Genomic DNA, 24978 nt, shown 5'->3' with positions numbered 1-24978 from the left:
GCTTGAGCGTAACGCCGACTGCGCCTAGACTTTAATAATGGGCACCGATGCATCAATAACGTCTGTAAATTCAAGACGCACTAATCTGTTTCTGAGATTTGGTGTATTGTTTATTATAATAACAGCTTTCGCTGTTATGTATCTGAGTAATCTCTATTTTTCAGAACGTTTTACGCAAAAAACACGTGGCAATGCCGAACGCCAATTGTCACTTTATAGTGGTCGTATCATCAGCGATTTGCAGCGTAGTTCTGTTGTTCCATTGTTATTGTCACGCGACACCACATTGATTGCGGCACTTAACAGTTCCGATTTCGTTGCTTCTTCTCAACGTCTTATCAGTTATCAAGATGATATTGGCGCCAAAGAGATTTCTCTGTTGAATGCAGAGGGTCGTATTGTTGCGACTAGTAATCGCCAAAAGTTGGGAAGCTTTCTTAACAATCAGCCCGTCTATGTTGCTGCTATCCGTGGAAGCGATACAGTCTTCACCAGTTTCGAAAATGAAAGCGGTGGCACTGGGTATTACTTTTCTCGCCGCGTCCAAAGTAGTAACCAAACCGTTGGTATCATCGTTGTAGAGGTTGATTTAGATGGCCTGTTTGACACATGGTCCAAAAACGATGCAACATTGATTGTAACGGATAGCGAAGGCAAAATTCTTTTGTCTACGGAACGTCAATTTCAAAACCAAACATTGGTAGAAGCGTTATCAAACCAACCAGTTTTAACCACTATGGAGCGCGCTTTACGGGCTACGGGTGAGTGGTCTGGATCTGTAGCTGACGCTTATATTCGTGGGCAACCTCTGTTTCGTATTGATGAAAAAGTCCCCTTTCAGGGATGGAATATTGTTTACTTGGCATCATATGAAAGTATCCGTGCCCGTGTGAATGGTATCTTAGCCCTTGAAATCATGGGCTATGCCATGGTGCTGGCTGTGATGTTTTATATCATGTCAAAACGCGCAATGCGTAAGTCTTTCGTGTTCCAAGCGGAATCAGCCGAACTACGCGCCCTGAATGACCAACTCACCTTGGAAATTTCGCAACGTGAAGAAGCAGAGAGAAATTTACAGGTAGCAGAACAAAGCTTGGCACAAAGTTCAAAATTAGCTGCTTTGGGCGAAATGTCTGCAGCTGTTAGTCATGAATTAAACCAACCTTTGGCCGCTATGCGGACCTATTTGGCTGGAGCAAAGCTACTGCTGAAACGTCGCCGACCAGAAGAAGCCATCAGCAGTTTTCAACGCATTGATGATCTTATTGAACGTATGGGTGCTATTACAAGACAGTTGAAATCATATGCGCGAAAAGGTGGTGATGATCTACAACCTGTGGATTTAAGAACGGCTGTTCAAGGCAGCATGTCTATGATGTCGCCGCAATTGAACCAGTTAGAAATTGAGATAACAGAGACGATGCCAAAGCATCCAGTGATGATTTTAGGCGATATGGTGCGCATTGAACAAGTGATCGTGAATTTGCTTCGTAATGCTATTGATTCTATGAAAGTTCAGGGCGATCGACAATTGGATATCCTGTTGGTTGCGGGTAAAATGGCTAAATTATCTATTAAAGACAATGGCCCAGGCATTGAGAACTTGGATAATTTGTTCGAACCTTTCTACACAACAAAGCAGCCTGGCGACGGCGTCGGGCTTGGTTTGGCTATTTCTTCTGGGATAGCAAATGATCTGGGTGGGCGGCTTCTCGCTCGAAACGTATCCCCTCGTGGTGCAGTGTTTGAGTTCCAAATTCCTATGATTAAACAAGAGACTGTAAAAGCGGCGGAGTAATAACCAAATGGCAGAACAAATGACGATAGCAATTGTCGACGATGAACAAGACATGCGCGAAAGTATCTCGCAATGGTTAACCCTTTCAGGATACAGAACAGTTACCTATCCAAGTGCAGTTCACGCATTAAAGGAAATTGATGCAGATTTTCCGGGGATTATCATTTCTGATGTGCGGATGCCCGAAATTGATGGCATTCAATTCTTAAAGAAAATTCAAAGCATTGATAACACGCTTCCGATGATCATGATCACGGGACACGGTGATGTATCAATGGCTGTGGAAGCAATGCGCATTGGTGCATATGATTTCCTTGAAAAGCCATTTAACCCTGAGCGTATGGCGGAATTAGCCAAACGTGCGGTACAAACACGCCGATTGCAATTGGACAATCGGACATTACGTCGTGAATTGTCTGATGGAACGGTGCTTTTGCGTAAGTTGATGGGCACAAGTCCAGTAATGGAACGTCTACGCGAAGATATTCTGGATTTAGCGCAGGCTGACGGCCATATCTTAATTTCTGGTGAAACTGGAACAGGTAAAAGCTTGATTGCTCATGCATTACATGCCTGTGGTTCACGCCAAGGTAAGAAGTTCATCACCGTCAATTGCGCGGCCTATACAGAGGATGAACTGGCAAAACGGTTGTTTGGTCCAAATGAGGATGCAACGCCATTTCTTGAAGCTTCTTTGGGCGGTACTTTGTGTTTAGAGGACATCGAGTCCCTGCCTGCATCAATTCAAGCAAAATTACTCAGCTCGATTACAGAGCATGATCGTGGCGAAGTTTCGCAATTACGGATTATTGCGATTTCAAATGAACCTGATCCCAATAAATCTTTGGATGATACAATCCGCCAAGATTTGTATTTCCGTTTGGCAGCCATGCAGATCACCCCTCCTCCATTACGTCAACGTGGCGAGGATATTTTGACGTTGTTTACACGGTATGCTGAAAACTTTGCGGATGAGTATGGCTGTGATGAGCCTGAGGTTTCTGCCGAAGATGCAGCAAAATTATTACAAGCTCCATGGCCTGGAAATATCCGTCAGCTGATCAATTTGGCAGAACGTGCAGTTCTGCAAAGCCGTCGTGGTAGTTATTCGATTTCTAGCCTGTTGATGGCGGATGGTGATCAAGAGACGCCTGAAGTGATTGAAGATGGTAAGCCATTAAAAGAACACGTTGAAGCCTTTGAACGTATGCTAATCGATAATACGATGCGCCGTCACAAAGGTTCTATTCAATCGGTGATGGAAGAATTGAAGTTACCACGGCGTACTTTGAACGAGAAAATGGCAAAATACAGTTTGACCCGTTCAAATTATGTTGGTTAGATGATTTGAAATAGTGTGTGTCCCAGCTGGGACATACACTTAAATTATTGTTTTTAAATAGATAAGTTGTCCATTAGCTTACAAAGCTAGCGACATCTTCCAGCTTAGCACGGATCATACGTGTTTCATTGATCTTTGCGGTATCGTCAGCATAACCAAACGAAATGCCACAAACGATTGCGTTTCCTTCTGGAATATCCGCCACTTTAAATATTGGATCAGGATACATTGCCAATGCCCCTTGGGCGCATGAAGCCATACCGCGTTCTGTGAGTAGCAACATGAAGCTTTGTAGGAATATTCCCAAATCAAGGCTATTTGTATGATTCATATCCGCTGGCATAGATAGGAATGCAGCATGAGGCGCACCAAAGAACTGGAAGTTCTTTAAAGCTAACATATTGCGGGCATTTTTATCTTCACGTTTGATCCCCATCGTTCCATAATATCGGTTAGCGCAATCGTATTGGCGTTCTTTGTGAACACCTTTTAATGGGACAGAACTTGGCTCAAATGCTGGGTTTTGTTGCCCGCCGCTCATGATGTGTTTTAAAAGTTCGTTTTCCAAATCGCGTAACGGTTTGCCAGAAACAACCGCAAAATGCCATGGCTGCGTGTTAGTATTGGATGGTGACCAGCGTGCGATATCAATCAGTTCGCGTAATTCATCATCTGGAATAAGATCGGGTTTATAAGCCCGATATGTGCGGCGTGATTTAATGGCATCGGTTACGTTCATTGCCCTACCCTTTGTTGTTTAGGGAAAGGCTACAAAACCCAATGTTGAACTGCAATCTTTAGGCTTTGATGTCACGTAAGGTAACTTCGAGATCGCCATATCCTGTGTAACGGCGCTCTAAGGGTAAACCAAGCATATCTGCACATTCTTGTGCCTTTGCATCTAATACGGGGTCATTGATCTGCGCTTGGTAAACCACTTTAGTGTAATTCCCAAAATACATATCGCGCAATTCTGGGTGACGATCCAATCCCATTGGGCGCGTCACGAAGGCATCAAACTGCTTCACTAAAAAATCTGTGAGGTAAAATGCTGTAATTTCATCCTCTGACGTCTTTGCAAACACCTCGTTTCCTTCAAAGAAGCTATAACAATGTGGGCCCTCGACCATTTCCACGCCCAATTCGGCGCATTTGGCTTGTAAAAGACCACCTGTTCCACAATCCGCATACACAACGAAGATGGTTTCATATTCGTCGCGGTATTTATGAACGGCATCTTCAACAGCTTGTGGGATTTTTTCAGGATACAGATGATATTTCGCAGGCAAACACTGCAATTCCATATGATCCCACTTATTCAAACGTTTTAACGCTAAAATTTCATGGGCCAATGCGCCACAGGCCAAAAGTAAAACGCGCCCAAGGGTATCCTTGGGCGCGTTTAAACCGTTTTCAGTCAATGCATTATCATCAACTGTTAATGTCATATTAGGCACTCAATTGATTGTGCTTTTTTGCCATAAACTCTTTTGCAGTTTCCACAGCAACAGCCGCATCACGGCAATATGCATCTGCACCAATGGCTTTGCCGAATTCGTCGTTCAATGGCGCGCCACCAACCAATATAGTGTAATCATCGCGCATACCTTTTTCGACCATCGTATCAATAACAACCTTCATATAAGGCATAGTTGTTGTCAAAAGCGCGGACATACCTAGGATGTCATAGTCCCCAGTTTCCAACTCATCGATGTAATTTTCTACTGGGTTATTGATGCCAAGGTCTTTTACCTCGAAACCAGCACCTTCCATCATCATGGTTACAAGGTTCTTACCGATGTCGTGAATGTCACCTTTAACGGTACCGATCACCATGTTGCCCAAGCGCGGCGCGCCAGTTTCTGCAAGCAATGGTTTTAAAATGGCCATGCCGCCCTTCATAGCGTTTGCAGCAAGCAAAACTTCTGGAACGAACAAGATACCGTCACGGAAATCGATACCAACGATACGCATACCTTCAACCAGTCCTTTGGTCAAAATATCATATGGCATCCAACCACGATCCAGAAGGATATGTACAGCTTCTTCGATTTCTTCCTTCATACCATCATAAAGGTCATCGTGCATTTGTGGGACGAGCTCTTCGTCTGATAATTCGGATAGGATGATATCTTCTTCGTCTGACATCGGGTATTCCTTATATAGTAAACGGCGTTAACTCACTATAAGTTCACCGTTTTTAGGCAATTTATCTTTTCATTTTACGACAAAACGCAGCAACACTGCGACGTATTAACCTCTGCGGCGCTTGCGGCGTACTGGTTGATTAGAGGTATCGCCAGTTCCGTCATGCTCTGATGAGAATGGGCCAATTGATGTACTGATCTGTTCTAATGTAGGTTTTTCACCTTTTGCTGTCGTATCTAATGCTTTGCGCATGGCCCGTAAATGCTCTGGCATTGTACCGCAACACCCGCCAATAATTGTGGCCCCTGCGTTGCGCGCCATCTGAGCATATTCAGCCATCAATTCAGGTGTGCCATCGTAATGGATGTGGCCATCAACATACTTTGGGATGCCTGCATTACCTTTGGCAATAATAGGTCGTTCCGTTCCAGTATCAGAAAAGCCCATAACGGTACGCAGTAAATCAGATGCACCCACACCGCAGTTTGCGCCAAATGCGAACGGTTTGTAATCCATGCCAGCGATCATATCGACCATACCGGTGGATGTGGTGCCCATCATTGTGCGCCCTGCTGTATCAAAACTCATAGTTCCGCACCAATCAGCGCCCACATTTTGCATAGCTTCTGCTGCAGCTGCATATTCTTCTGGGGCAGAAATTGTTTCAACCCAAAGAACATCTGCGCCGCCTTCAAGTAAACCGTGCGCTTGTTCTTCAAAAATCTCTACGGCGTCTTCGTGCGATAATGTACCAGCAGCGCCCATAATCTCGCCTGTTGGGCCAACAGAGCCAGCAACGACGATATCACGATCACATTTATCCGCCACTTCGCGACCAATCTCAGCAGCCATGCGGGATAGTTCACGCGCACGATGACCTGCGTTGTGTAATTTCAAGCGAGAGGCGTTGCCGCCAAAGCTATTTGTTAAAAATAAATCAGATCCAGCGTCCACAGCGTCTTGATAAAGCTTGGTAATACGGTCTGGATGCTCTTCATTCCACATTTCAGGCGCATCACCGGCCATTAAGCCCATGTTAAAAAGGTTTGTACCTGTTGCCCCATCCGTCAAAACAAAGCCTTGTTTATCAATAATTTTTTGTAGGATTTCTGACATATTTATATCCAATTCTATAGAGTACAGCTTTAACTGTTTAACCATTCAAGCCAGTGACATAGATTTGCCCATGAAACAAATGCATATTTAGCATAACAATTATGTATTTCATTCACTTTGGGTGGGGTTATGCTTTTGCAGCTTTCGTTGCAACAAGACGTAATCGTTCTATCATTGCCCGCAAACCATTTGACCTTTGCGCGGATAGATGTTGATCCAATCCTAGTTTTGCAAAAGAGCCTAAGGCATCGATTTTCAAGGCGTCTTCAACTGTGTTGCCAGTATAGAGAACTTTGAGAATAGCAATTAACCCACGTACGATCATAGCATCTGATGTACCATCGAAATCAAGAATAGCAGTTGGCCCCGTTCCTAAAATCTTAGGTGCAATCCACACTTGTGATGCACAGCCATCCACTTTTAAAGCATCCACTTTAAGCGCATCATCCAGATCAGGCATTGCTTTGCCCATTTCGATAACATGACGGTAACGATCTTCCCAATCATCAAGGAATTCAAAAGTGTCTACTATATCTTCAAATGTTTCTGACATGACCTTTGCCTATTGTTTTTTCATGACCTATGACTGCAATCAACAAAGGTCCAGTGTTTTTCGTCGATTTGATGACACAAGGCTTTTCTTTAAGTCAGAGTTTGGGTATCTGTTACCGAAGAAGATGTGGGAAAATACATGAAAAATACTTTCATCATGATTGTGGTAAGCAGCTTAATGGCTGGTTGTGGCGTATTCGGTAGCTTTGGCAGTTCTGCTGGAAGCTCAGGCGGAAGTTCTGGAGGGAGCTCTGCTGGAAGTTCTGGAGGTAGTTCTGCTGGTTTATTTGGCAAGAAACGTGAAAAAGAAATTGTTCTGGAACAACGAAAAGAAGTTGAAGATTTACGTGTACTATTACCTACAGTTAAAGATGTCTTTGTAGAACGTTTCCACGGAGGAGCTATTGTGCGCGCTACGGCCCTTACTGGTAACATTGGATATCATAATATTCACTTATCACCTGTGAATGATGGATTGCCAGATGAAAATGGTGTTGTCACATTTGAATTCTTAGGTGAAGAACCGGTTACGAGAACAACGCCCAGAACAGAGCGATCACGTGAGATTATAGCTGCAAACTCTATCTCAACGAATGTTCTTCGAAACGTCAGTAGTATTCGCGTAGTTGCAGCACAAAATCAAATCAGCGTTCGCAAGCGCTGATTTTAAATTTTAACTATCTTAACTGAGTCTTTGTTTGCCGATAGAGCAATTTTGCCATCACAAAGTTGCAAGGCGTTTTCACCGAACACTTTTTTCCGCCAGCCACTGAAAGCAGGCAAGTCACGCTCACCAGATGCTATTGCATCTAAATCAGCGGTATTGCAAATCAGTTTTGTTGCAACCCCCGCTTCTTCTGCGCTGGCTTTCAATAAAACGCGTAGCAAATCAGCCAAGCCATCAGTCCCTTGCTTTTTTACACGTTGTACAGGCGCTTTGGGAAAGTCCTCTGGCTTGACCTGCGAGGCCGCTTTGACAGCTTTCAAAATACCATCTGCAATTGAACCACCACGTGCATCACGCAATAATAAACGTGATTTCTTAAGTTGATCCATACCAGATGGTTTGGTCGCTGCTAATTCTAGCAAAGCATCATCTTTATAAACACGGTTACGTGGAATATTTTTGGCCTGCGCATAGTTTTCACGAAAACGGGCTAATTCACGAACATAGGCCAGCATCTTACCTGAACCATTACGTGTTTTTACACGTTTCCAGGCAGCATCTGGTTCCACAATATAAGTGCCAGGGTTGGTTAAAATCCCTAATTCTTCATCAACCCACGCTGCACGATTGGATTTATCTAAGCTTGCTTTAAGATGTTCATAAATCACACGCAGATGTGTCACATCGCCAATCGCATATGTTTTTTGTTTATCTGACAGCGGGCGCGTGCTCCAATCGGTAAAGCGGGATGATTTATCCAAACCCTCATTCGCAATTTTACGCACAAGTGTTTCATAACCAACCTGTTCACCGTATCCACACACCATCGCTGCGACTTGTGTGTCAAAGAGTGGTGATGGGATCACACCTTTATCGACGAAGAAAATTTCTAGGTCTTGTCGCGCTGCATGAAACACCTTCACAACAGATTCATTTTTGAAAAGCGTGTATAATGGATCAAGTGATAACCCGTTTGATAACGGATCAATTAAAACAGCATTCTCATTCCCCTGCCCTTTATAGGCCATTTGAATCAAACACAGTTTTGAATAATAAGTTCGTTCGCGTAAAAACTCTGTGTCTACGGTAACATATTCTTGCGTGGCACACTCTTTACAAAATGCATCTAAGTCGGCTGTCTTGGTTATTATCTTCATACCAATTGCTTTATGTCGTTATCCAACTTAAGGCAAGATAAAGCCTTAAACATTAACCTTGTGTGTGGACATATTAATTGGCAGCGAACAGCTGATCATAGACGTCTTTTATTGGTGTTAAGACAATATGGTTTCGTAAAGTTGGCGTGTAAATTTAATAGCAATGGAATCAAACTTTTTACGTATCTGTAAAAAGCACCTAATGATGTATGAATACTCCCACTCGCAATCTCGATAGATTTGGCATTTTTACAATTATCCGCAATAAATTCAGAGTTATCTTTGGCTGACTTTTGCGTGGCACAATATATTTTACCTGTATAAAATCTATAAAGTTTTAAATCTTCAGCCATACGACCTCCAAAGTTTACATCATGTAACGTTGGAGCAAAAAAAGTAAAATTAGTGCTATATGTAGTTGAATCATTAGCCTTTATCTGAACCATTATCGGTGCAACATGATCTGCAATATCGTTCATCGAAACAAACTTATTTTGGTCGCTATTATAAAACCCAGTTATCGCCTGTTCATATGACGCTTCGATATTATGCGTGAAACTGAAATTAAAGATCATTCGGCTTGTTTCTGCAGAAAGGATTCCCATACATTCATCTGGGGTTATACCCATTTTAACCAGGCTGATATTCCCCTCTCTATTTAAATTAGAACAAAAACTTCGATATTCGTTTGCCATAGCATTCGCATTGTACTTTTGAGTAATGCGCTGAGATATTTTCGAAGCTTGTTTTTTAAATTCGTCACGTGACCTTGGTGTCTGTGAATTAAATAGAATTTCTTTTGGGAAAAATTTTGGAACCCTAATATAGCTTTCCACGTATTCTGATTTTCCTAATTTATCAGATTTATAAGTTGCGAGTGAAAATTTATGGAATGATTTACCTACTTGATATTTATTCTTTTTATCAACATGCCAATCACCTGCAGTTGCTGGTGATAGACCAATTGATTAACAGTTGTATTTCTACAAAAAACATAGCTTAATATATCTCAATATTTATTAGGATCTATATACTTATATAGTTTTGTATTTAACCTGCTCTGAAAATCAGGCAGGTGAAATACACTCGAGATGGCTATTGTGTAATTTCTGATAAAAGGTCAGGGTTTACAACGAGGTTTCTGACGCCATGTGCGTGATCTTCGTCAAAAACGTTATTTTCTAACCATGCTCCAACGGTCAGTATATTCACCTTTGCTACTTCTGGACGAACATTCCATGTTACCTGAAAAGGGGAACCTTTTTCATTATAACTTGGACCTGTGGTTGAACCTGCATATTGAACTGGCGTACCTGTATTAGAAGGAATATTTAAAGCTTGCTGCAAACCATCAACAACACCAGTTTTAGCCAATTCTGTAAAATCTAACGCGTTTTCATCATTTACCAAAACATAGACTTGCGACTCCACTCGCAACTGTGGGTTCTTTATGGTTTCAGTAAGGCAAGAGGCCAGTGTCGGGCCAGGAGTAACCAAGGCAGATGAATAGACATAATGAACCTCAATTGTATCTCCGGGAACAAGATCACCGTGCTCGCTGTTACCAATTTTAACACCAACATCAGCTAATTCAGCATCTGATAATTTTCCAGAGTACATAAATCCCGTGCCATTGCCGTGACCATCACCATTTCCTGCAAATTTAGTAAATTGTCCCCCCTTATGCTCCGCATTTTCATGGAAGTGAATGTTGCAAAGATTCATTTCTGTATACGGTGGTGATTCCTCAAATGTACGTGAATTGCTGCCTGCCTTTGCGTCGATATCTCTTGGTGATTGAGCGCCAAACCCTGCACCTTGCGTAGTTTTTGCTAAAACAACACGCTGATCTGCAATGGTTTCGTCTGTCACGTTGCTATGGTTGTCCTCAGCAAAGCTAGAAGCACTAAGAGCAAGCAATGTTGATACTGAAGCCGTAAAGATTTTTAGAGGTCGTTTCATTTTATTATCCTTGATTTTTGTAAGTATTTAGGAAAAGCGGAATGAGGCTCTATAGAGGCTGATACATTGTACATTCTTTTCCTATAATAGAACTTTAATTACCTTAAAGTGGCAAAGCACAATCTAATAATTTGAAAGAAACATCTTTAGGCTAAGTATAGCTTAAATACTCACATTTCCAAAACTGTCGCAACTGACGTTGAAACTTCAAAATAATACATGTCGTTTTCTGTAATTGATGAGACTGACTTAATGTGACTCCTACTTTAAACATACGACAACTACATAGATGAATTGTAATATTAAAAAGCCCCTTGGGAAATTTGATGCTCAAGCCTTTGCTTTCGTAGCGAATGTCCGCTATCGGCCCTTAGTTACTTAGTCTGCTTCCAGCCCATAACCGACATTGAAAAGGCACAATGGGTTTAATGTCTGCTATGGGGGACAAAGCAGACATTGGCATTTATCATAATTGAGTACGAAATAACGATAAGAACATGCCCCAGTCATTTTTGTGAGGTGTCGAAATTTTATAACGCATGATTATAATTATGAAAAATTAACACAATACTTGACTCTTTTTATTGGGTTAATGATAAGTACGTCATTAGCAACCCGATTCCTATCAGGCAGCGAACTCATCACGAGCAGAGCGAAGGGGAAGGAATCGTGAAAAGTAACATATTTACTGGGGCTGTGGTTGCAGCGATTTGTGCAAATGTAGCAGGGGCACAAGAAGAAAAACGCTTGATCAGATTGTCGTAAATGCAGGGATCGATAAAGTTGCGTCTGATGTGCCGCAATCTGTATCAGTCGTAAATCAAGAACGGCTAGCTCTAGAAAGAGAGGTTTATTATGGAAACAGTAGACGTAGAGAATACTTTTAATAATGCAGCCATTTTTTTAGAAAACGGGGGCCCTTCTATATGGGCGATTGCAGCACTTTCTGTAATCTTGCTATCCGTAATTCTGTGGAAACTTTGGCGGTTTACGATGGCTGGTGTTTGGAAAAATACGAAACGCAATCGTACCGCTTTTAAACATGAAGTCTCTATAGCCATTGAAACGTTAAACGATACAGACGCCCGTGATGAAGTTTCTCGCATCGCCAAGAACAGGTTGGCAGAAGCCAGTGGAGGCTTTCGTTTGATTGAATTGATCGCAACGATCGCTCCATTGCTGGGATTACTTGGTACGGTTCTTGGTATGATTGCAGCGTTTCAGGCATTACAAGAATCTGGCAGCCGTGCAGATCCATCTATTCTTGCAGGTGGTATCTGGGAAGCATTGCTTACAACGGCTGCTGGAATGGCCGTTGCTATCCCAGCATCTGCAAGTTTGACTTGGTTCGAGAGTATTGTTGAGCGATTGCGCCTGGATTATGAGGATATCGCCACAAGAGCCTTTATCCGGCCTTCTATTCCTGTTGGTCAATTAAAAGCTGCTGAGTGATGCACTTAGGTTTTGAGCCACGACAAAGGCGCAAGCCAAGTTTAACACCCATGATTGATGTCGTGTTTTTGTTGCTTGTATTCTTTATGTTGGCTTCTCGTTTTGGAATGAACAGCGCTATAGAAATTCCATTGGCGGGCGCAGGCGGTGAGTATACAGGCCCGCCACGTTTGATTGACGTGTTACAAGATTCTATTCGTTTGAATGGTATTGATATTGGCATTGACTTACTGGCGAATGCTGTCGCTGATCTCACAAAAGAAAAAACAGATGTCATTATATTACGTGGAAAAGATGGTGCCAGCCTACAGCGCATCGTGGATATTAGCGTCGCGCTTAAGAAAGCTGGATTTCAGAATTTGGTGTTGGTCGAATGAATTTTCAGCCCCCTCAAAAACGTCAAACTTCCGAAAGCATCATTCCGATGATCAATGTGGTATTTCTGTTACTTATATTTTTTTTAATGACCGCAGAGATTACGCCCCCAGAACCTTTTGAGGTAAATTTGCCTACTGCAGAATTAGATCAAGAACCAAAAAGTGAAACTGTTTTATATGTTTCTGAAGAAGCCGTTCTTGGCTTCGAAGGGATCGTCGGCCCTAAGGTTCTGGATGCATTAACAGCGCAAGCAGATAAACAATCCCCTCTGAAATTACAGGCTGACGGTACAGTTGCTGCGGTAGAGATTGCTAAAATTTTAAAAATCCTCACTGAAAATGGCTTTTCAAATGTCGAAGTGATGGTGGGCGGATAATGAAACGTTACGCTGAGATTGCAATTTTTGGCTCTATCGCTGTGGGTATTCACATTGCAGGCTTTTATACGATCCCCGCTAAAGGTGTACAGTCTGGCGGTGCCGGTGGTGAAGACGCGGTTTCTATTTTAGGAGCTAACCAACAAATAGAAAGGATGGTTCAAAAATGGGAAGAACCACCAGAACTTGCCGAAACATTGGATATCAAGCCGATAACACAACCAACACCTGATCAAGCGCCAGCTATTGCCGCTCCATCATCGCAAACTGCGGCAGTATTGTTGCCAAACTTGATTGCGCTAACTGCGCCAAACGTTGATGAGCCTGTAAAAATACAGACTGAAACGGCCAAACCAATCCCGAAACCTAAACCTAAAGACGTAGAAAAGCCAAAACAGTCAGTAAAAAAGAAGCTCGCACCAAAAGCCGAAAAAGCACAAGTGGCATCATCTCGCCAAAAAGAACAAAAATCCGCAGGATTGGACAATGGTGCTTTCGCAGGTAAAGGACAAAGTAACGTAACAACTGGTGTTTCTAAAAAGCAAATTGCGGATATGAAGCAAGTTTGGGGTGCAAAGATTAGGCGGCGTATTGAACGGTCTAAGAAGTATCCACGTGGTACACGTAAAAATGGTAAAGCTATGGTGAAATTAACGGTTGGAAGAGCTGGAAATATAATAGCATATTCTTTGAAAAAAAGCTCAGGCACAAATGCTTTGGATACGGCTGCATTGCAAGCAATCAGTAATACACATAAATTCCCAAGCGCACCAAAAGGTCTGAGCAACAAGTCATATGTGTTTACTGTTCCAATCGTTTTTAGGAGGTAATTCTTATGAAAAGTTAATGATAAATAATACAGTAATAAATATCACGTTTGGGGGAAAAGCGGGCATTCGCATTCATAGAGTCAGTATAGGTAAATATCACGCTACGCGACAGTAGATGTAAAATACCATAAAGCTTTGCCTTTATAGATACATATACTGACCTTCGGGATCGTTTGATCTTTTCCTTGGTCGTTCCGTTTTGTGCTAACATCATTGACGCGAATGGATAATCTCTCGTCGTGACAGTTGTCGACAAATATACCTTGTGATCTAAACTATTCTGTAGAAGAGGCTGAAATAGTGGTGCGACATGATAGAAAAACAAACAAAACATTGCTCAATGTTTGGGGCTTTTAACCTTCGAAAAGGTATCGACTTGCCTGCATTCAAGCAAGCATATGACGTTTTATGCGAACATCTTAACCAACAAGGATATGTACATTCATGGCGTCTGTGGGAGCGTGCGTATCATTCTGGATATGACACTCGGTTTCCAGAAGTTGCGGTGATGGTCGAGATGTGTTTTCACGATTATGAAGCGTCTCTCGCCTGTTGGGACTATGTTGAAGCAGGTGAAGAGCCACTAAAAACCATCCATGTTGCTGTAAACAGCAAAGTGGTGGATTCTCTTTTTGTATTGTATCGTGAGCTGACTTAGATGGCCCAAATCCCTGAATTAGAAACAAACCGCCTTATTCTTCGAGCGCCTACTGATAGTGATGCCCAGGTATATGAAGAGTTTTATGCAGACGGTGAAGCGTCCAAATTTTATGGTGGGCCACTATCAACCAGTGCGTCTTGGGATAAAATTGCACGTGATCTTGGGCATTGGCATCTTCGTGGATACGGGCAATGGACACTACAGCGAAAAGATACTGGGGAAATAATTGGAAGTTGCGGGATGGTTTGGCCTACGGGCTGGCCGAGATCCGAACTTACATGGTGGATAGGATTATCTGCGCGTAGAATGGGGTTTGCGAAGGAAGCCTCACATGCTGCAATCAAATTTGGATACGATACGTTGAACTGGGAATTAGTTGAAACCCATATGAAAGATGAAAACTTAGCTGCAAAGGCTCTTGTTTTAGCGTTGAACGGTGAGAAAATTGCGCGGGAAGAATTTCCCGACGGAGTGACGAGAGACGTCTATAAATTACCAAAGCCAAGTGCTTAAGGAATGATAGTAAGGTGCTTTTCTAGGTGAATGTCTAGTTTGGGCTCTAAGCAGACGTTCGTTAAATTGAGGTAACTAAAAGATTGCTATTAGCGCAATGCCTCCTATCCGCCTTAGTTACCAAACGATATTATTTTCGAGCGCGATTTGTCATCAAAAACAGTCGCTCATCTAATAATTTAATCCCACATCGGCCCTAATGGCAATAAAGCCACCAAAATGGCAGACTTGCCTGACCTTTTACACGTTTGATGTGGAAAGCACATTAAGTTCACCATTAGGCAGTATGTAACCCACTGTTTTTATTAGAGCAGAAAAACGATTGGGTAAAACACACTGCCATTTTGGTTAAATTGCTTTGCCATTGAACATTAAGAAACATTCGATATTAGCGATCTCAATGTCTGCTATGGCGGACAAAGCAGACATTCGCATTTCGTTTATCCTCAAAACAGCTATCCATAAATGCCTTAGGTTTTCAACCAATCCAAAATAGTCAAGAATGTTTCATGATTATCTAAAATTGTTGTGCTTATTGTCTTTAACTTGCTCTATCTGTCATTATCAAGTCAGCGCGCTCATGCATAACGGACGCTGGTAAACCTTGCCAATCCACCAGACACATACCAGGGTCCACATCAAACATATCTCGCCCGATTATGTCGTTAGCAATAGTTGCGCTACGCCATGCCATAAGGCTTAGTTGAGCATCAACAATTCCATGGGATTGAGCGCCATGATTCAAAGCATAAATAGTGTTTGTCTTGGAATCATCCCATTGAACCCGGTAATGGTCATCAAGGGCAAGACCACCTCCTTTGATGCGATCAAACCGATCTGCAATTGGATTCATACATTCTGGAACAAATGGCTTTGCTCCAGTCGCAAGAATGACAACATCAACATCCAATTCGGCGTTCTGCTCCATAGACTGGCTTTCAAGTGTTAATCTGTAACCTTGTAAGTCCTTACTCATATCAATCAACTCACACCCAGGCCGCATGCTGAATGTGTTATGTTCTTCGGATAAATGTGTGCGCCGATACAGTTCAGAATAGATATCAGCAACAGTTGATGGTGTTAGGCCATCGCTTGCAAGTTTTTGCCCTTTATATTCTTGATCTTTCAGAGTGTCTGAAAAACTCTGATATGCCTTCACGTAATTCGGTGTGAAAATTTGATCAACAAAAGCCCCCTCCTCTAATGGAGAGAATGAATTGCGTCGGTTAACCCAAGTGACATGCGATGGCGCCATGTTGGCGTTTGTTAAGGCTTGTAAAAAAATCTCTGCACCTGTTTGACCACCCCCAATGATGACAACACGTTTGCCAGATAAATCTGGTGCGCGAAACAGATATTCAGACGCATGAAAACAGCTTTCTCCAATATGAGGTTTAGAACATTCTGGGAGATAAGGCCGCATCCCAGTACCAAGGGATAAGTTTTGTGCCTTTATAGTCTCGGCATTATCAAAGTCTAAATGGAAAACACCATTTTCAAACCTGACTTCGCGCACATTTGATTTGAACTGCACCGATTGTAAACGCATAGCAACCCAACTTAAATAATTGGAAAACTCTTGGCGTGTTACAGATCCAAATCGGCCAGATGTAAAATCATAAAACCGTTTATGTGAGACAAGATAATTCAAAAATGAATGTGGACTGGTGGGCATAACAGGTGTCACAAGATCCTTTAAAAAAGAGCTCTGTAATATTGAGTTTTGGATCATCAAACCTGGATGCCAAGTAAAATCAACACTGCGCTCAAAAAATGCTGTTTTTAGGTTTGGTATATGACTTAGAACCGCCGCAAGGCTTAGGTTAAATGGCCCAACACCAATCCCCGCCAAATCAAGTTCGTTGGACTGCATAGTTTCAAGTGTGGATATCGTCGACATATTAATTTCCTTTAATTTATAGGGAGGTTATTTCGGCAGAGTTGTGTCTGCCTTCCTTGCAAATGCTGGGATTATTATGATGTTAAACAGCCGCGCTACACTCAACACACACATTAAAACGGCCATAAATAAGTTCGCGAACCAGAATGGTAAATCCGCGGCAATATCGCTAAGTACCCCTGATACTAAGGTGCCTATGGCAAGTCCAATAAGTTGTATGCTTGCCAAGATTGATGTTAACTGGGCTTTCTGCCTGCTATCTTTGCCGCGTAAATGAATGGATAAATTTGTTGAAAGCACGGTTGCAGTACCGCCCGCGATTAAAGCACAAGATAGAAGTAATATCGTTATTTTTGGCTGATATATAATGAATAAGAAACCAACCAGAACGGCTCCAACACCAAGTATACGACCAGTTACTTCTTTGCCATTTAGCCGAGGTACTATTAAAAACTGTGCAGCTATCCCCCCCATTCCACCAGCCATAATACAAAAACCAATAAAACCAGCTACCTGCTCTTGCAGCATAGCGGTACGTTCCATAATTAGCGGGCCTAAAGCGACATAGAGCAAGCCTATTGAAAGCTGTAAAATAAATACGACAATTATCGCTGATACATCATGTCGAAGTGTTGACTTTAGGGGGGCAGAGATTGGAGGAACACAATAGGTATCCACCTCCTTTCTTAGCAAAACCCAAGCTACGATATAAATTGGGGCCGTTGCTAATAATGGAATACTATTGCCTATGAGCAAGAGTGGCCAGACCAGCCCACTCCCTGCAATACGCCCAATGCTAAGAGTACCACTCAACTGCCCTAATGATTTCAAGGTCAGTGACGGTATTGAATGTATGCTTGTATAAGCTTGCGCAATGGGCAGCATTGCAGTTGCGGTTGATCCATAAATCAAGCGACAGAGAATAAGTATTCCAAAGGCACCGCCTCCTACTCCATATCCATTCTGAGACAGTAGAATTAATATACCAATCCCTAATGACCCCAATAACCCACCCAATATGACGATATGGAAAACAATTTTAAAACCGTATCTAGAGACGATCATACCCCACACTGGAATAGTGACAGCAGATGCCAATAACCCTAAACTGACAATGAAACCCACATAAGATACAGGTAAATCAAAGCTGCTTTGGATGATGGGTACTAGTGCCAACAATACAGATTGATGGAAACCATTTCCCATCAAACTGAATCTTATTGCGATAGCCGTTGAGGTGTTCAAAGTGGCAACTTTCTGCTTAAAAACAAGGGTTACATTAAATCCGAGCATTTTAGTAAGATATATAGTTGACTTTATTTGTCAGAATTAATTAGCTGTCGTCAATATGATAATTGATAGGTTTTCAAAATGAGCGAATTACCCCCACAATTGCCCGAACAAGATATAACAACAGCACAACAAGATGCTGACTTTCGTGCCGTAAATTCATTTTTGAATGCGCTGTTACGAGAATGGAATGGTTGGTCTTTATTACCAGAAAGTAAAAAAGAAGCATGGGGCTTAGTTGGGAGGGTTGTTCAACTACCCATTCAATCCCCAAGCGGAACCATCCTAATTTCACTGACACACGATAGCGGATTCCGAAAGGTATTTTCACTCCCCGCGCTTTGGATAACGAACGGCAACGCACCCAAGCCGATAAGTACCGAAACAATGCTTTCGTTATTAGTATTCGATGATGAGGCAAGTGCAGGGAAATCACAAAAGAAAGTACGCTTTATGGCTCGTGTTATGGACAGTTTGGAAATGACACGTGAAGCATTGATAGCTTTACCTGCACGAATGCCCCCCGAAAACTGGAACTTCGCCGAAGCTGAAAAAGCTCTTACTGCAGGACATCCTACACACCCGAACCCACGCAGCCGTGATGAAATGTCACCACAAGATGCTTCAGAATACGCTCCAGAATTTAATGGTGAGTTTCCACTGTTTTGGTGCCTCGCACACGAATCTATTCTGTCATTAGATAGTGTAAGCCACGAAAGTGCTGCTGATATGTGTTGCGCTCTTGTCAGCGCTGATGGCACATTGCCAAGTGCATTAGATGAAGATTGCCCAGAAGGTTTCATTCCAATTCCTTGGCATCCTTGGCAAGCAAGTCATCTTTTATTACGCTCGGATGTTATCCAATGGATGCAAGAGGGTTTATTGAAAATCGTTGGCAAAGTAGGCCGCACTTATTCACCAACGGGTTCCATGCGCACAATCCACGCATTTCACGCCCCATATATGTTGAAATTTTCAATGAACTTACGGCTTACAAACTCGTTAAGAACATTAGTGTTTAAAGAGGTGGAACGTGGCAAACAATTACACCGTTTAATGGAAACACCAATCGGGGGCGCTATAAGAAAAGACCTGCCAACACTGCATATATTAGGAGAGCCTGCACACATAGCGCTGAAAGGGTTAGATGGTATCGAAATAGAGGAAAGCATTGTTGTTTTCCGCGATAATCCTTTCACAACAAAATCCGCCAAAGGACCCTATATGTTGGCCAGTTTGTGCGAAACGCCACTTAGTACATCATCCGCCTTGGGTGACATTATCAGAGCGATATCTAAACATACAAAAGATATCGAAAATACCGTTGCCCTTGATTGGTTTCAAAGGTTTCTAGAGGTAGCAGTCTCTCCCCTTCTCCATCTGCGGTCTGAATACGGGTTGCTGTTTGGCGCTCATCAACAAAACATGATGGTCGAGTTGCAAGATGGATACCCAACAGATGTATGGATTCGGGATTGCCAGGGTACAGGGCATTTAACGACGACTCATGATTTACTGCAAAGCTATGTGCCAGACATTGGACGGTTTTCTGAAAATGTTGCTGATCCTGAATTGGGCGACAGCCTGTTTTGTTATTACTTGGTCGTCAATAACATCATGAATATTATAAGCACATTGGCGATAGATGGTTTGGGAACAGAAGCTCAATTTCATAACTGCTTCCGCCATTTCTTAGAAAAAACGCAGATAGAAACAAACGGCGATGATGGTTTTATCCGTATGCTTTTGGATGCGCCAACTCTGTGCAGTAAAGGCAACTACATGACCAGCTTAAGCGATGTGAATGAAGCATCTGGCGATGCAGATGGGCAGCTTGCAACATTTCTTCAAATTCCAAACCCACTTATTAAAAACTAAGGACACATTATGAATATACATGTCTCGAACCAATCCAATGAGTTAGAAAACACCGCGAAACCATCACTTGTCCGTTGGCAAAATCAATATTCTGAAATTATTATCGAACGCGCATCTGAAAATACTGTGAACATTACTGTGGGACAGACGCATACAGCAAACGCACGATTAGTCTTAAATACAACACCAGAATTACATTTAAAGTCAGACAAAGACCAACTGAACCTCGCAGTAATAGCAGGAGCTATTGAATGGGTCTTTGCTCAAAACGCCGACATCATAAATATGAAACTCGTTACGACTACTGCAAATATACCACCACGTGACGTTGATTTTCTATTTTATGATAATGGTTCATATTGGGTGGATCGTTCTGGTTTTTATCAAAGTTCATCACTTTGGATCAGTCACCAACCTTCTGGATTTATTGAAACTAAACTCGTATCTGGTCCAGACGGACGTGACCATCCACACAGACCACCTGCCCCAGTTGGGTTGTGCTACCAAAGGCATGACCCAGTAGCTAGCTTAACAGTTTCATTTCGTGCCTTAGATATTGATAACGATTTAGATACATTTTACCGTTGGATGAATGACGGGCGCGTATCCCATTTTTGGGAACTGGCTCATTCAAAAGAAGAATTACGCGAGTATCTTTTAAAACTAGAAACAGACCCACATACTTATCCTGTAATTGGTTGTTTTAACGGCGAAGATGCTGGTTATTTTGAAACATACTGGACCCGCGAAGATCGTCTTGGGGCATATTATGATTCAGCTTACTGGGATCGTGGTTGGCATGGCTTGATCGGTGAACGTAGCCATCTTGGGCGTACGAAAACAGCGGCCTGTTTTAGAGCAATCACACATTACTTATTCCTAGATTGCCCAATGACAGAGAACATCATGGGAGAACCCAGAGCAGATCATAAAAAGATGCTCAGTTATGCTGATGATGTCGCCTATGAAAAAATCAAGGAATTTGACTTCCCCCATAAGCGATCAGCATTGGTACAATGCCGTCGCCAACGTTTCTTTTCTGAGGTGAAATTATGAATATACCCCTTAAAGAAATCCAACCTGAAAGTGCTATATGGCAGAGCGTATGCAGAAAATCCTTAGCAAAATTACTAAGTGAGTTATCATATGAAGAAGTCCTTTCGCCGATTTACAAAGATGGGAAAGCAGAGCTTAAACTTAAGTCGGGCGTTACATATATTTTTGATGCAACATTGGGAGCTTGGGGCAATTTATTGATTGACCCAGCTTCAATCACTCGTAGTAACGTCCAAGATACACAAGAGATGTCGCCTCTACAGTTCGTCATAGATGCACGTGCCGAACATGGCATGTCACCCGATACAGAGGCGACATTTATACGAGAACTCTCAAATACGCTAAAACAAGATCTTTTATTAGAAAATGAGTTTGGGCAACTTACTGGCGATGCTCTCATTGCGCTCCCCTCACATGAGATTCATGCAATACTCGAAGGGCATCCTAAAGCAGTTGCAAACAAAGGGCGACTTGGTTGGGGTATCGATGACGTAACAAACTATGCGCCAGAAAGTAAGAATGGCTTCCAAACATTCTGGTTAGCCGCTGATCGTAAATTCTGTGAGATTGGAGATAGCGAAGAGAGCGATGAAACCTCGTTACTAACAGCATGCCTAGGTCAACAAGGTGCAAAAGACATCTTAAATGCTATGGCTATACAAGGTATTTCAATTGCAACCCATACGCTTATCCCAGTACATCCATGGCAATGGGATCATGTCATTCAACAAGCCTATATAGAAGATTTTGCATTGCGCCGTCTTATTCCGCTTGGCTTATTTGGTAACAAATTCGCAGCAACGCCCAGCTTACGCACTCTGGTCAACTTAGAACAACCAAGCGCACCCAACATCAAGCTTTCCTTAATGATTTTAAACACCTCAGCATGGCGTGGTATTCCTGGAAAATACATCACTTGCGGTGGAGCCTTATCGGATTGGTTGACCAATATCGTAAATGCAGATGCATTATTATCAGAACGAGTAACAGTTCTGCGTGAATTACGTGGAATCTGGTATAAACACTCTACCTTGTCACAAATCCCCAACGTTCCATACCAACACGTAGAGACCTTAGGTGCTATATGGCGAGAAACACCAGAGGCACGTTTGGGAGATGACACATATGCCACATTAATGGCGAGTTTATTACATTTGGACAACACAGGCACACCGCTTGCCTGTGCCCACGCACAAAAGTCAGGACTTTCTATTGAAGCGTGGCTAGAGAGACTATTCCAAGTTACTTCAGTGCCGTTATATCATTTTTTATGCCAATACGGCATTGGCTTTATTGCTCATGGTCAGAATGTGACCGTGGTATTGCGTGACCATGTCCCTATTGGAATGGCTATCAAAGATTTACAGGGCGATGTTGACTTAGAGGATCAAGACTTCTCTGAACTGAATAACTTAGCTACGAATATAAAAGATACGTTACCCCGCAAACCAGCGGCGCATATTATTCACGATATCCAAACGGCCCATTTCGTCACTGTTTTACGCTTTCTTTCAGCACGATTGGCCTGCTGCGGCGCGATATCAGAGGATCTTTTCTATAAGATTTTGGGTAACACTTTGCGAGCATATATGAAAAACCACCCAGAACTTTCTGAGCGGTTCGACATCTTTGATCTTTTCAAACCGACGTTGCCTCGCGTTATTATTAACAAAGTGCGGTTCACAATAGGTTATGGTGACAATACAGATCGACCTATGCCAAACTTAGGCACCGATCTGCAAAACCCTCTCTTTAGAACTTAGCGCCATATGCCACCCAAATGCGTCGCCCTTCATCCGCAATAGCAATATTACGGACTGAAGTGGCAGCGGCATTCAATTGATTGGTATCAAACAGATTATCTATCCCAGCTGAAACAACGCCATTTCCAAGTTGATAACTGCCCCGCAAGTTAATCCGTACATTATTTTCCAAAGCGGCATTCTCAACTTTTGTACGCGCACTCGAAAGTACAACATCACCTGACAGCTTAAAACCAGAAGCAAAGGCATAGTCGCTGTATACTGTTGCAGTGTAAGGTGCTGGAATACGGTTGTTTGGCAACCAATCATCAATTTGACCATCATTGTCACTGTCAAAGCGCCCCTCAGTGAAGCTAAATAAGGCGCCAACGTTCCAATCCGTGTTCACCTTATAATCCGCCAACAATTCTGCCCCCCAGATTTCTTCTTTTTGCTGCGTAATCGTGTTTGTTGTGGCATCAAATGTCGTGCCATCATCAGAGGTTGATAAGAAAGCAGACCCAGAAATCCTTAAGGTTGATGTTGTATAACGCGCACCTATTTCATAAGTGTTCACAATTTGCGCATCAGGTTGAATGCTTCCAAAATTAATAGGCGTTGCATCAAACGGATTTGTATTTTGTGCACGGCGCGTGAATGCACCTACATCGGGGATAGAAAACCCTTGGCTGAGCCCAGCAAAAATATCTAATTTTGGCGTCGCATGATAGACACCACCAATATTGAATACAACTGCGGAGTAATCTGTGCTTGTACCAGTAACATCCACCGCAGGTAAAACAACACCAGCCGTAGAAAAGAAAATAGCAGGCCGAGTGAAATTACCAACATCAAGGAAAAATTTCTCGGCACGCGAACCTAAACTAAGCTCAAATTTCTGACCAATAGGTATTTCAGCCTGTGCAAAAGCAGCAATACTATCTTGACTGATCGGAGAGATAATCGGTGTTCCACCAACCGTTTGCTGTCTGACAGCATCATGGCCATAATCAACACCATAAGTTAAAGTGGCACCTTCTGACAGAAAATTTAACCCAGATTGAAAAGCAAGACGTGCACCATATTGTTCTGTAAATAAAACAGACTGACCATTAGGATCTTGAGGATTAGCTGGATCACCAGAAAAATTAACCAAAGGGTTTGCTGGTCCCACAGGAACAAAGGCTGCGCGGCGTTCACTGTCGCTATAGTAAACAGTGAAATCTATATCTGCAAAACCAAATCCAGTGTTTTTATATGTTGCTGATGCTGTCTTTGTATCATCAAAAACATTTTGCCCAGCATAAGGTGATGTTGTATCTATACTAACTGGGTTCGTAGAATAATCAGAATTGAATTCTATATCTTGATCTAACTTGATTGCATTAAAGTTGAATTCAAGTTCGCTTGCGCCCCACGCATAATCGATTGTCGTCCCAATTGTATAACGATCAACATTATCACCACCACCTTGGCCAATCAATGGATCGCTTGGCCTTTGACGCCCTGCGCCATCGAAACTATTACCCGTTGTACTGAAAGACCCGTCAACACGAATACCAAAATCACCTTTTCTGTGATCAACAGAAACAGCCAATTCATTACTCAAACTATCTGAAATATCCGTATCCTGAAAAGAGACTCTGTTAGAAACCGAATAATGCGTTCCTTCTTCTTCAGCAGCTTTCGTAACGATATTGATTAGACCACCTGTTGCCCCATTTCCGAATATGGCACTTGATCCTTTAATTACCTCAATAGAAGCAATCGAGTCTGGATTTATCAGAGCAAGATCGCGGTTAAAGCCGCGCAGTTCACTCGATCGAGGAATACCGTTTAGCAAAATTTGCACATTCCGACCACGCAAGGTTTGGCTTGCGCCAGAAATAGATCCATTGTTAGGCGCAAACCCTGGAACGTAATCCCCCAATACAGTTGCAATACTATCCCCAGCTCCAATGCGCTCTTTAAGCGTATCTCCGTCGATAACTTGGACAGTTCCGGGAATGGATGAAACAGGTGCGCCTGTACGAGAGGCTTCAACAACAATCTCATCTAATGCAAAAGGTTCATCATCAAGCTCTTGTGCATTGGTTATTGTATTTAAGGCAAAAAATGATGCCGTAGTCATTAGGCATAAAGAATAAGGACGTTTCATTG

The 24978-nt window shown here is 42.5% G+C and carries 22 protein-coding genes and 1 pseudogene; 12 read left to right on the top strand and 11 right to left on the bottom strand.

The window, feature by feature from the left end; translation table 11 throughout:
* The first annotated feature begins 37 nt into the window (after positions 1-37).
* Both F9L33_RS03660 and F9L33_RS03655 read left to right on the top strand, forming a co-directional pair.
* On the top strand, positions 38-1798 hold the full coding sequence (locus tag F9L33_RS03660) for an ATP-binding protein (protein WP_152141368.1): 1761 nt from the start codon (positions 38-40) through the stop codon (positions 1796-1798).
* 7 nt (positions 1799-1805) lie between these two features.
* Positions 1806-3140 carry a sigma-54 dependent transcriptional regulator gene (locus F9L33_RS03655; RefSeq protein WP_152141367.1) on the top strand — a complete coding sequence of 445 codons (1335 nt, stop codon included), beginning with the start codon at positions 1806-1808 and terminating at the stop codon, positions 3138-3140.
* A gap of 73 nt (positions 3141-3213) precedes the next feature.
* On the opposite strand, the gene F9L33_RS03650 is transcribed toward F9L33_RS03655, so the two are convergent.
* The 5 genes from F9L33_RS03650 to F9L33_RS03630 all read right to left on the bottom strand — a co-directional run bounded on the left by F9L33_RS03650 (position 3214) and on the right by F9L33_RS03630 (position 6957).
* Complete coding sequence (locus F9L33_RS03650) at positions 3214-3879, bottom strand: nitroreductase (RefSeq protein WP_152141366.1); 666 nt, start codon at positions 3877-3879, stop codon at positions 3214-3216.
* Positions 3880-3937: 58 nt separating this feature from the next.
* Positions 3938-4588 (bottom strand): DUF1638 domain-containing protein, encoded by a 651-nt coding sequence (locus F9L33_RS03645; RefSeq protein WP_152141365.1) that lies wholly within the window; start codon positions 4586-4588, stop codon positions 3938-3940.
* 1 nt (position 4589) lies between these two features.
* Positions 4590-5288: a B12-binding domain-containing protein gene (locus F9L33_RS03640; RefSeq protein WP_152141364.1), complete on the bottom strand. Its 699-nt coding sequence runs from the start codon at positions 5286-5288 to the stop codon at positions 4590-4592.
* 105 nt (positions 5289-5393) lie between these two features.
* A complete protein-coding gene (bmt, locus tag F9L33_RS03635) occupies positions 5394-6404 on the bottom strand; it encodes a betaine--homocysteine S-methyltransferase (RefSeq protein ID WP_152141363.1) in 1011 nt (336 codons plus the stop codon).
* A 127-nt stretch (positions 6405-6531) separates the two neighbouring features.
* On the bottom strand, positions 6532-6957 hold the full coding sequence (locus F9L33_RS03630; RefSeq protein ID WP_152141362.1) for a SufE family protein: 426 nt from the start codon (positions 6955-6957) through the stop codon (positions 6532-6534).
* A gap of 138 nt (positions 6958-7095) precedes the next feature.
* On the opposite strand from F9L33_RS03630, the gene F9L33_RS15715 reads away from it, so the two are divergent.
* On the top strand, positions 7096-7620 hold the full coding sequence (locus F9L33_RS15715) for a hypothetical protein (RefSeq protein ID WP_193221961.1): 525 nt from the start codon (positions 7096-7098) through the stop codon (positions 7618-7620).
* Between the two features lie 2 nt (positions 7621-7622).
* On the opposite strand, the gene rnd is transcribed toward F9L33_RS15715, so the two are convergent.
* The 3 genes from rnd to F9L33_RS03610 all read right to left on the bottom strand — a co-directional run bounded on the left by rnd (position 7623) and on the right by F9L33_RS03610 (position 10742).
* On the bottom strand, positions 7623-8780 hold the full coding sequence (rnd, locus tag F9L33_RS03620) for a ribonuclease D (protein WP_152141361.1): 1158 nt from the start codon (positions 8778-8780) through the stop codon (positions 7623-7625).
* Positions 8781-8875: 95 nt separating this feature from the next.
* Positions 8876-9616, bottom strand: a complete 741-nt coding sequence (locus F9L33_RS03615; RefSeq protein WP_152141360.1) for a hypothetical protein — start codon at positions 9614-9616, stop codon at positions 8876-8878.
* Between the two features lie 259 nt (positions 9617-9875).
* Complete coding sequence (locus F9L33_RS03610) at positions 9876-10742, bottom strand: delta-class carbonic anhydrase (protein ID WP_152141359.1); 867 nt, start codon at positions 10740-10742, stop codon at positions 9876-9878.
* Positions 10743-11633: 891 nt separating this feature from the next.
* Between F9L33_RS03610 and F9L33_RS03605 the strand changes: the two are divergent.
* From F9L33_RS03605 to F9L33_RS03580, 6 genes and pseudogenes are all read left to right on the top strand, one after another.
* Positions 11634-12194, top strand: a pseudogene (locus tag F9L33_RS03605) (MotA/TolQ/ExbB proton channel family protein); the annotation flags it as partial.
* Positions 12194-12571, top strand: a complete 378-nt coding sequence (locus tag F9L33_RS03600; RefSeq protein WP_152141357.1) for a biopolymer transporter ExbD — start codon at positions 12194-12196, stop codon at positions 12569-12571. The pseudogene F9L33_RS03605 and the gene F9L33_RS03600, both read left to right, overlap by 1 nt.
* Entirely contained in the window at positions 12568-12948 is a 381-nt protein-coding gene (locus F9L33_RS03595) for a biopolymer transporter ExbD (RefSeq protein ID WP_152141356.1), read from the top strand. Before F9L33_RS03600 ends, F9L33_RS03595 begins: the two co-directional genes overlap by 4 nt.
* Complete coding sequence (locus F9L33_RS03590; RefSeq protein WP_152141355.1) at positions 12948-13778, top strand: energy transducer TonB; 831 nt, start codon at positions 12948-12950, stop codon at positions 13776-13778. Before F9L33_RS03595 ends, F9L33_RS03590 begins: the two co-directional genes overlap by 1 nt.
* A gap of 310 nt (positions 13779-14088) precedes the next feature.
* Complete coding sequence (locus F9L33_RS03585) at positions 14089-14436, top strand: DUF6614 family protein (protein ID WP_152141354.1); 348 nt, start codon at positions 14089-14091, stop codon at positions 14434-14436.
* A complete protein-coding gene (locus F9L33_RS03580) occupies positions 14437-14952 on the top strand; it encodes a GNAT family N-acetyltransferase (protein WP_152141353.1) in 516 nt (171 codons plus the stop codon). It abuts the gene before it with no gap.
* A 541-nt stretch (positions 14953-15493) separates the two neighbouring features.
* Here F9L33_RS03580 and F9L33_RS03575 read toward each other — a convergent pair.
* Positions 15494-16852, bottom strand: a complete 1359-nt coding sequence (locus F9L33_RS03575) for a lysine N(6)-hydroxylase/L-ornithine N(5)-oxygenase family protein (RefSeq protein WP_152141352.1) — start codon at positions 16850-16852, stop codon at positions 15494-15496.
* 27 nt (positions 16853-16879) lie between these two features.
* A complete protein-coding gene (locus F9L33_RS03570) occupies positions 16880-18145 on the bottom strand; it encodes an MFS transporter (RefSeq protein WP_152141351.1) in 1266 nt (421 codons plus the stop codon).
* A 78-nt stretch (positions 18146-18223) separates the two neighbouring features.
* Here F9L33_RS03570 and F9L33_RS03565 point away from each other — a divergent pair, with 78 nt between their 5' ends.
* Genes F9L33_RS03565 through F9L33_RS03555 form a run of 3 tightly spaced genes read left to right on the top strand, consistent with a single transcriptional unit; the run spans position 18224 to position 22839 of the window.
* Positions 18224-20020, top strand: coding sequence for an IucA/IucC family siderophore biosynthesis protein (locus F9L33_RS03565; RefSeq protein WP_152141350.1), 1797 nt, complete (start codon positions 18224-18226; stop codon positions 20018-20020).
* A gap of 9 nt (positions 20021-20029) precedes the next feature.
* Positions 20030-21076 (top strand): GNAT family N-acetyltransferase, encoded by a 1047-nt coding sequence (locus tag F9L33_RS03560; protein WP_152141349.1) that lies wholly within the window; start codon positions 20030-20032, stop codon positions 21074-21076.
* On the top strand, positions 21073-22839 hold the full coding sequence (locus tag F9L33_RS03555) for an IucA/IucC family siderophore biosynthesis protein (protein ID WP_152141348.1): 1767 nt from the start codon (positions 21073-21075) through the stop codon (positions 22837-22839). The genes F9L33_RS03560 and F9L33_RS03555 overlap by 4 nt, the downstream gene beginning before the upstream one ends.
* On the opposite strand, the gene F9L33_RS03550 is transcribed toward F9L33_RS03555, so the two are convergent.
* Positions 22829-24976, bottom strand: a complete 2148-nt coding sequence (locus tag F9L33_RS03550) for a TonB-dependent receptor (RefSeq protein ID WP_152141347.1) — start codon at positions 24974-24976, stop codon at positions 22829-22831. The genes F9L33_RS03555 and F9L33_RS03550 overlap by 11 nt on opposite strands.
* Positions 24977-24978: the final 2 nt, after the last annotated feature.

It is taken from the genome of Amylibacter sp. SFDW26 (genome assembly GCF_009184395.1).
Lineage (GTDB): Bacteria > Pseudomonadota > Alphaproteobacteria > Rhodobacterales > Rhodobacteraceae > Amylibacter.
Note: the sequence above shows the minus strand (reverse complement) of the source record. Positions and strands in the feature narration are given on the sequence as shown.

What these genes read in the sequence shown, in the direction of transcription:
- F9L33_RS03660 (WP_152141368.1), top strand. Translation starts at nt 38, where the DNA reads ATGGGCACCGATGCATCAATAACGTCTGTAAATTCAAGACGCACTAAT.
- F9L33_RS03655 (WP_152141367.1), top strand. Translation starts at nt 1,806, where the DNA reads ATGGCAGAACAAATGACGATAGCAATTGTCGACGATGAACAAGACATG.
- F9L33_RS03650 (WP_152141366.1), bottom strand. Translation starts at nt 3,879, where the DNA reads ATGAACGTAACCGATGCCATTAAATCACGCCGCACATATCGGGCTTAT.
- F9L33_RS03645 (WP_152141365.1), bottom strand. Translation starts at nt 4,588, where the DNA reads ATGACATTAACAGTTGATGATAATGCATTGACTGAAAACGGTTTAAAC.
- F9L33_RS03640 (WP_152141364.1), bottom strand. Translation starts at nt 5,288, where the DNA reads ATGTCAGACGAAGAAGATATCATCCTATCCGAATTATCAGACGAAGAG.
- bmt (WP_152141363.1), bottom strand. Translation starts at nt 6,404, where the DNA reads ATGTCAGAAATCCTACAAAAAATTATTGATAAACAAGGCTTTGTTTTG.
- F9L33_RS03630 (WP_152141362.1), bottom strand. Translation starts at nt 6,957, where the DNA reads ATGTCAGAAACATTTGAAGATATAGTAGACACTTTTGAATTCCTTGAT.
- F9L33_RS15715 (WP_193221961.1), top strand. Translation starts at nt 7,096, where the DNA reads ATGAAAAATACTTTCATCATGATTGTGGTAAGCAGCTTAATGGCTGGT.
- rnd (WP_152141361.1), bottom strand. Translation starts at nt 8,780, where the DNA reads ATGAAGATAATAACCAAGACAGCCGACTTAGATGCATTTTGTAAAGAG.
- F9L33_RS03610 (WP_152141359.1), bottom strand. Translation starts at nt 10,742, where the DNA reads ATGAAACGACCTCTAAAAATCTTTACGGCTTCAGTATCAACATTGCTT.
- F9L33_RS03600 (WP_152141357.1), top strand. Translation starts at nt 12,194, where the DNA reads ATGCACTTAGGTTTTGAGCCACGACAAAGGCGCAAGCCAAGTTTAACA.
- F9L33_RS03595 (WP_152141356.1), top strand. Translation starts at nt 12,568, where the DNA reads ATGAATTTTCAGCCCCCTCAAAAACGTCAAACTTCCGAAAGCATCATT.
- F9L33_RS03590 (WP_152141355.1), top strand. Translation starts at nt 12,948, where the DNA reads ATGAAACGTTACGCTGAGATTGCAATTTTTGGCTCTATCGCTGTGGGT.
- F9L33_RS03585 (WP_152141354.1), top strand. Translation starts at nt 14,089, where the DNA reads ATGATAGAAAAACAAACAAAACATTGCTCAATGTTTGGGGCTTTTAAC.
- F9L33_RS03580 (WP_152141353.1), top strand. Translation starts at nt 14,437, where the DNA reads ATGGCCCAAATCCCTGAATTAGAAACAAACCGCCTTATTCTTCGAGCG.
- F9L33_RS03575 (WP_152141352.1), bottom strand. Translation starts at nt 16,852, where the DNA reads ATGTCGACGATATCCACACTTGAAACTATGCAGTCCAACGAACTTGAT.
- F9L33_RS03570 (WP_152141351.1), bottom strand. Translation starts at nt 18,145, where the DNA reads ATGCTCGGATTTAATGTAACCCTTGTTTTTAAGCAGAAAGTTGCCACT.
- F9L33_RS03565 (WP_152141350.1), top strand. Translation starts at nt 18,224, where the DNA reads ATGAGCGAATTACCCCCACAATTGCCCGAACAAGATATAACAACAGCA.
- F9L33_RS03560 (WP_152141349.1), top strand. Translation starts at nt 20,030, where the DNA reads ATGAATATACATGTCTCGAACCAATCCAATGAGTTAGAAAACACCGCG.
- F9L33_RS03555 (WP_152141348.1), top strand. Translation starts at nt 21,073, where the DNA reads ATGAATATACCCCTTAAAGAAATCCAACCTGAAAGTGCTATATGGCAG.
- F9L33_RS03550 (WP_152141347.1), bottom strand. Translation starts at nt 24,976, where the DNA reads ATGAAACGTCCTTATTCTTTATGCCTAATGACTACGGCATCATTTTTT.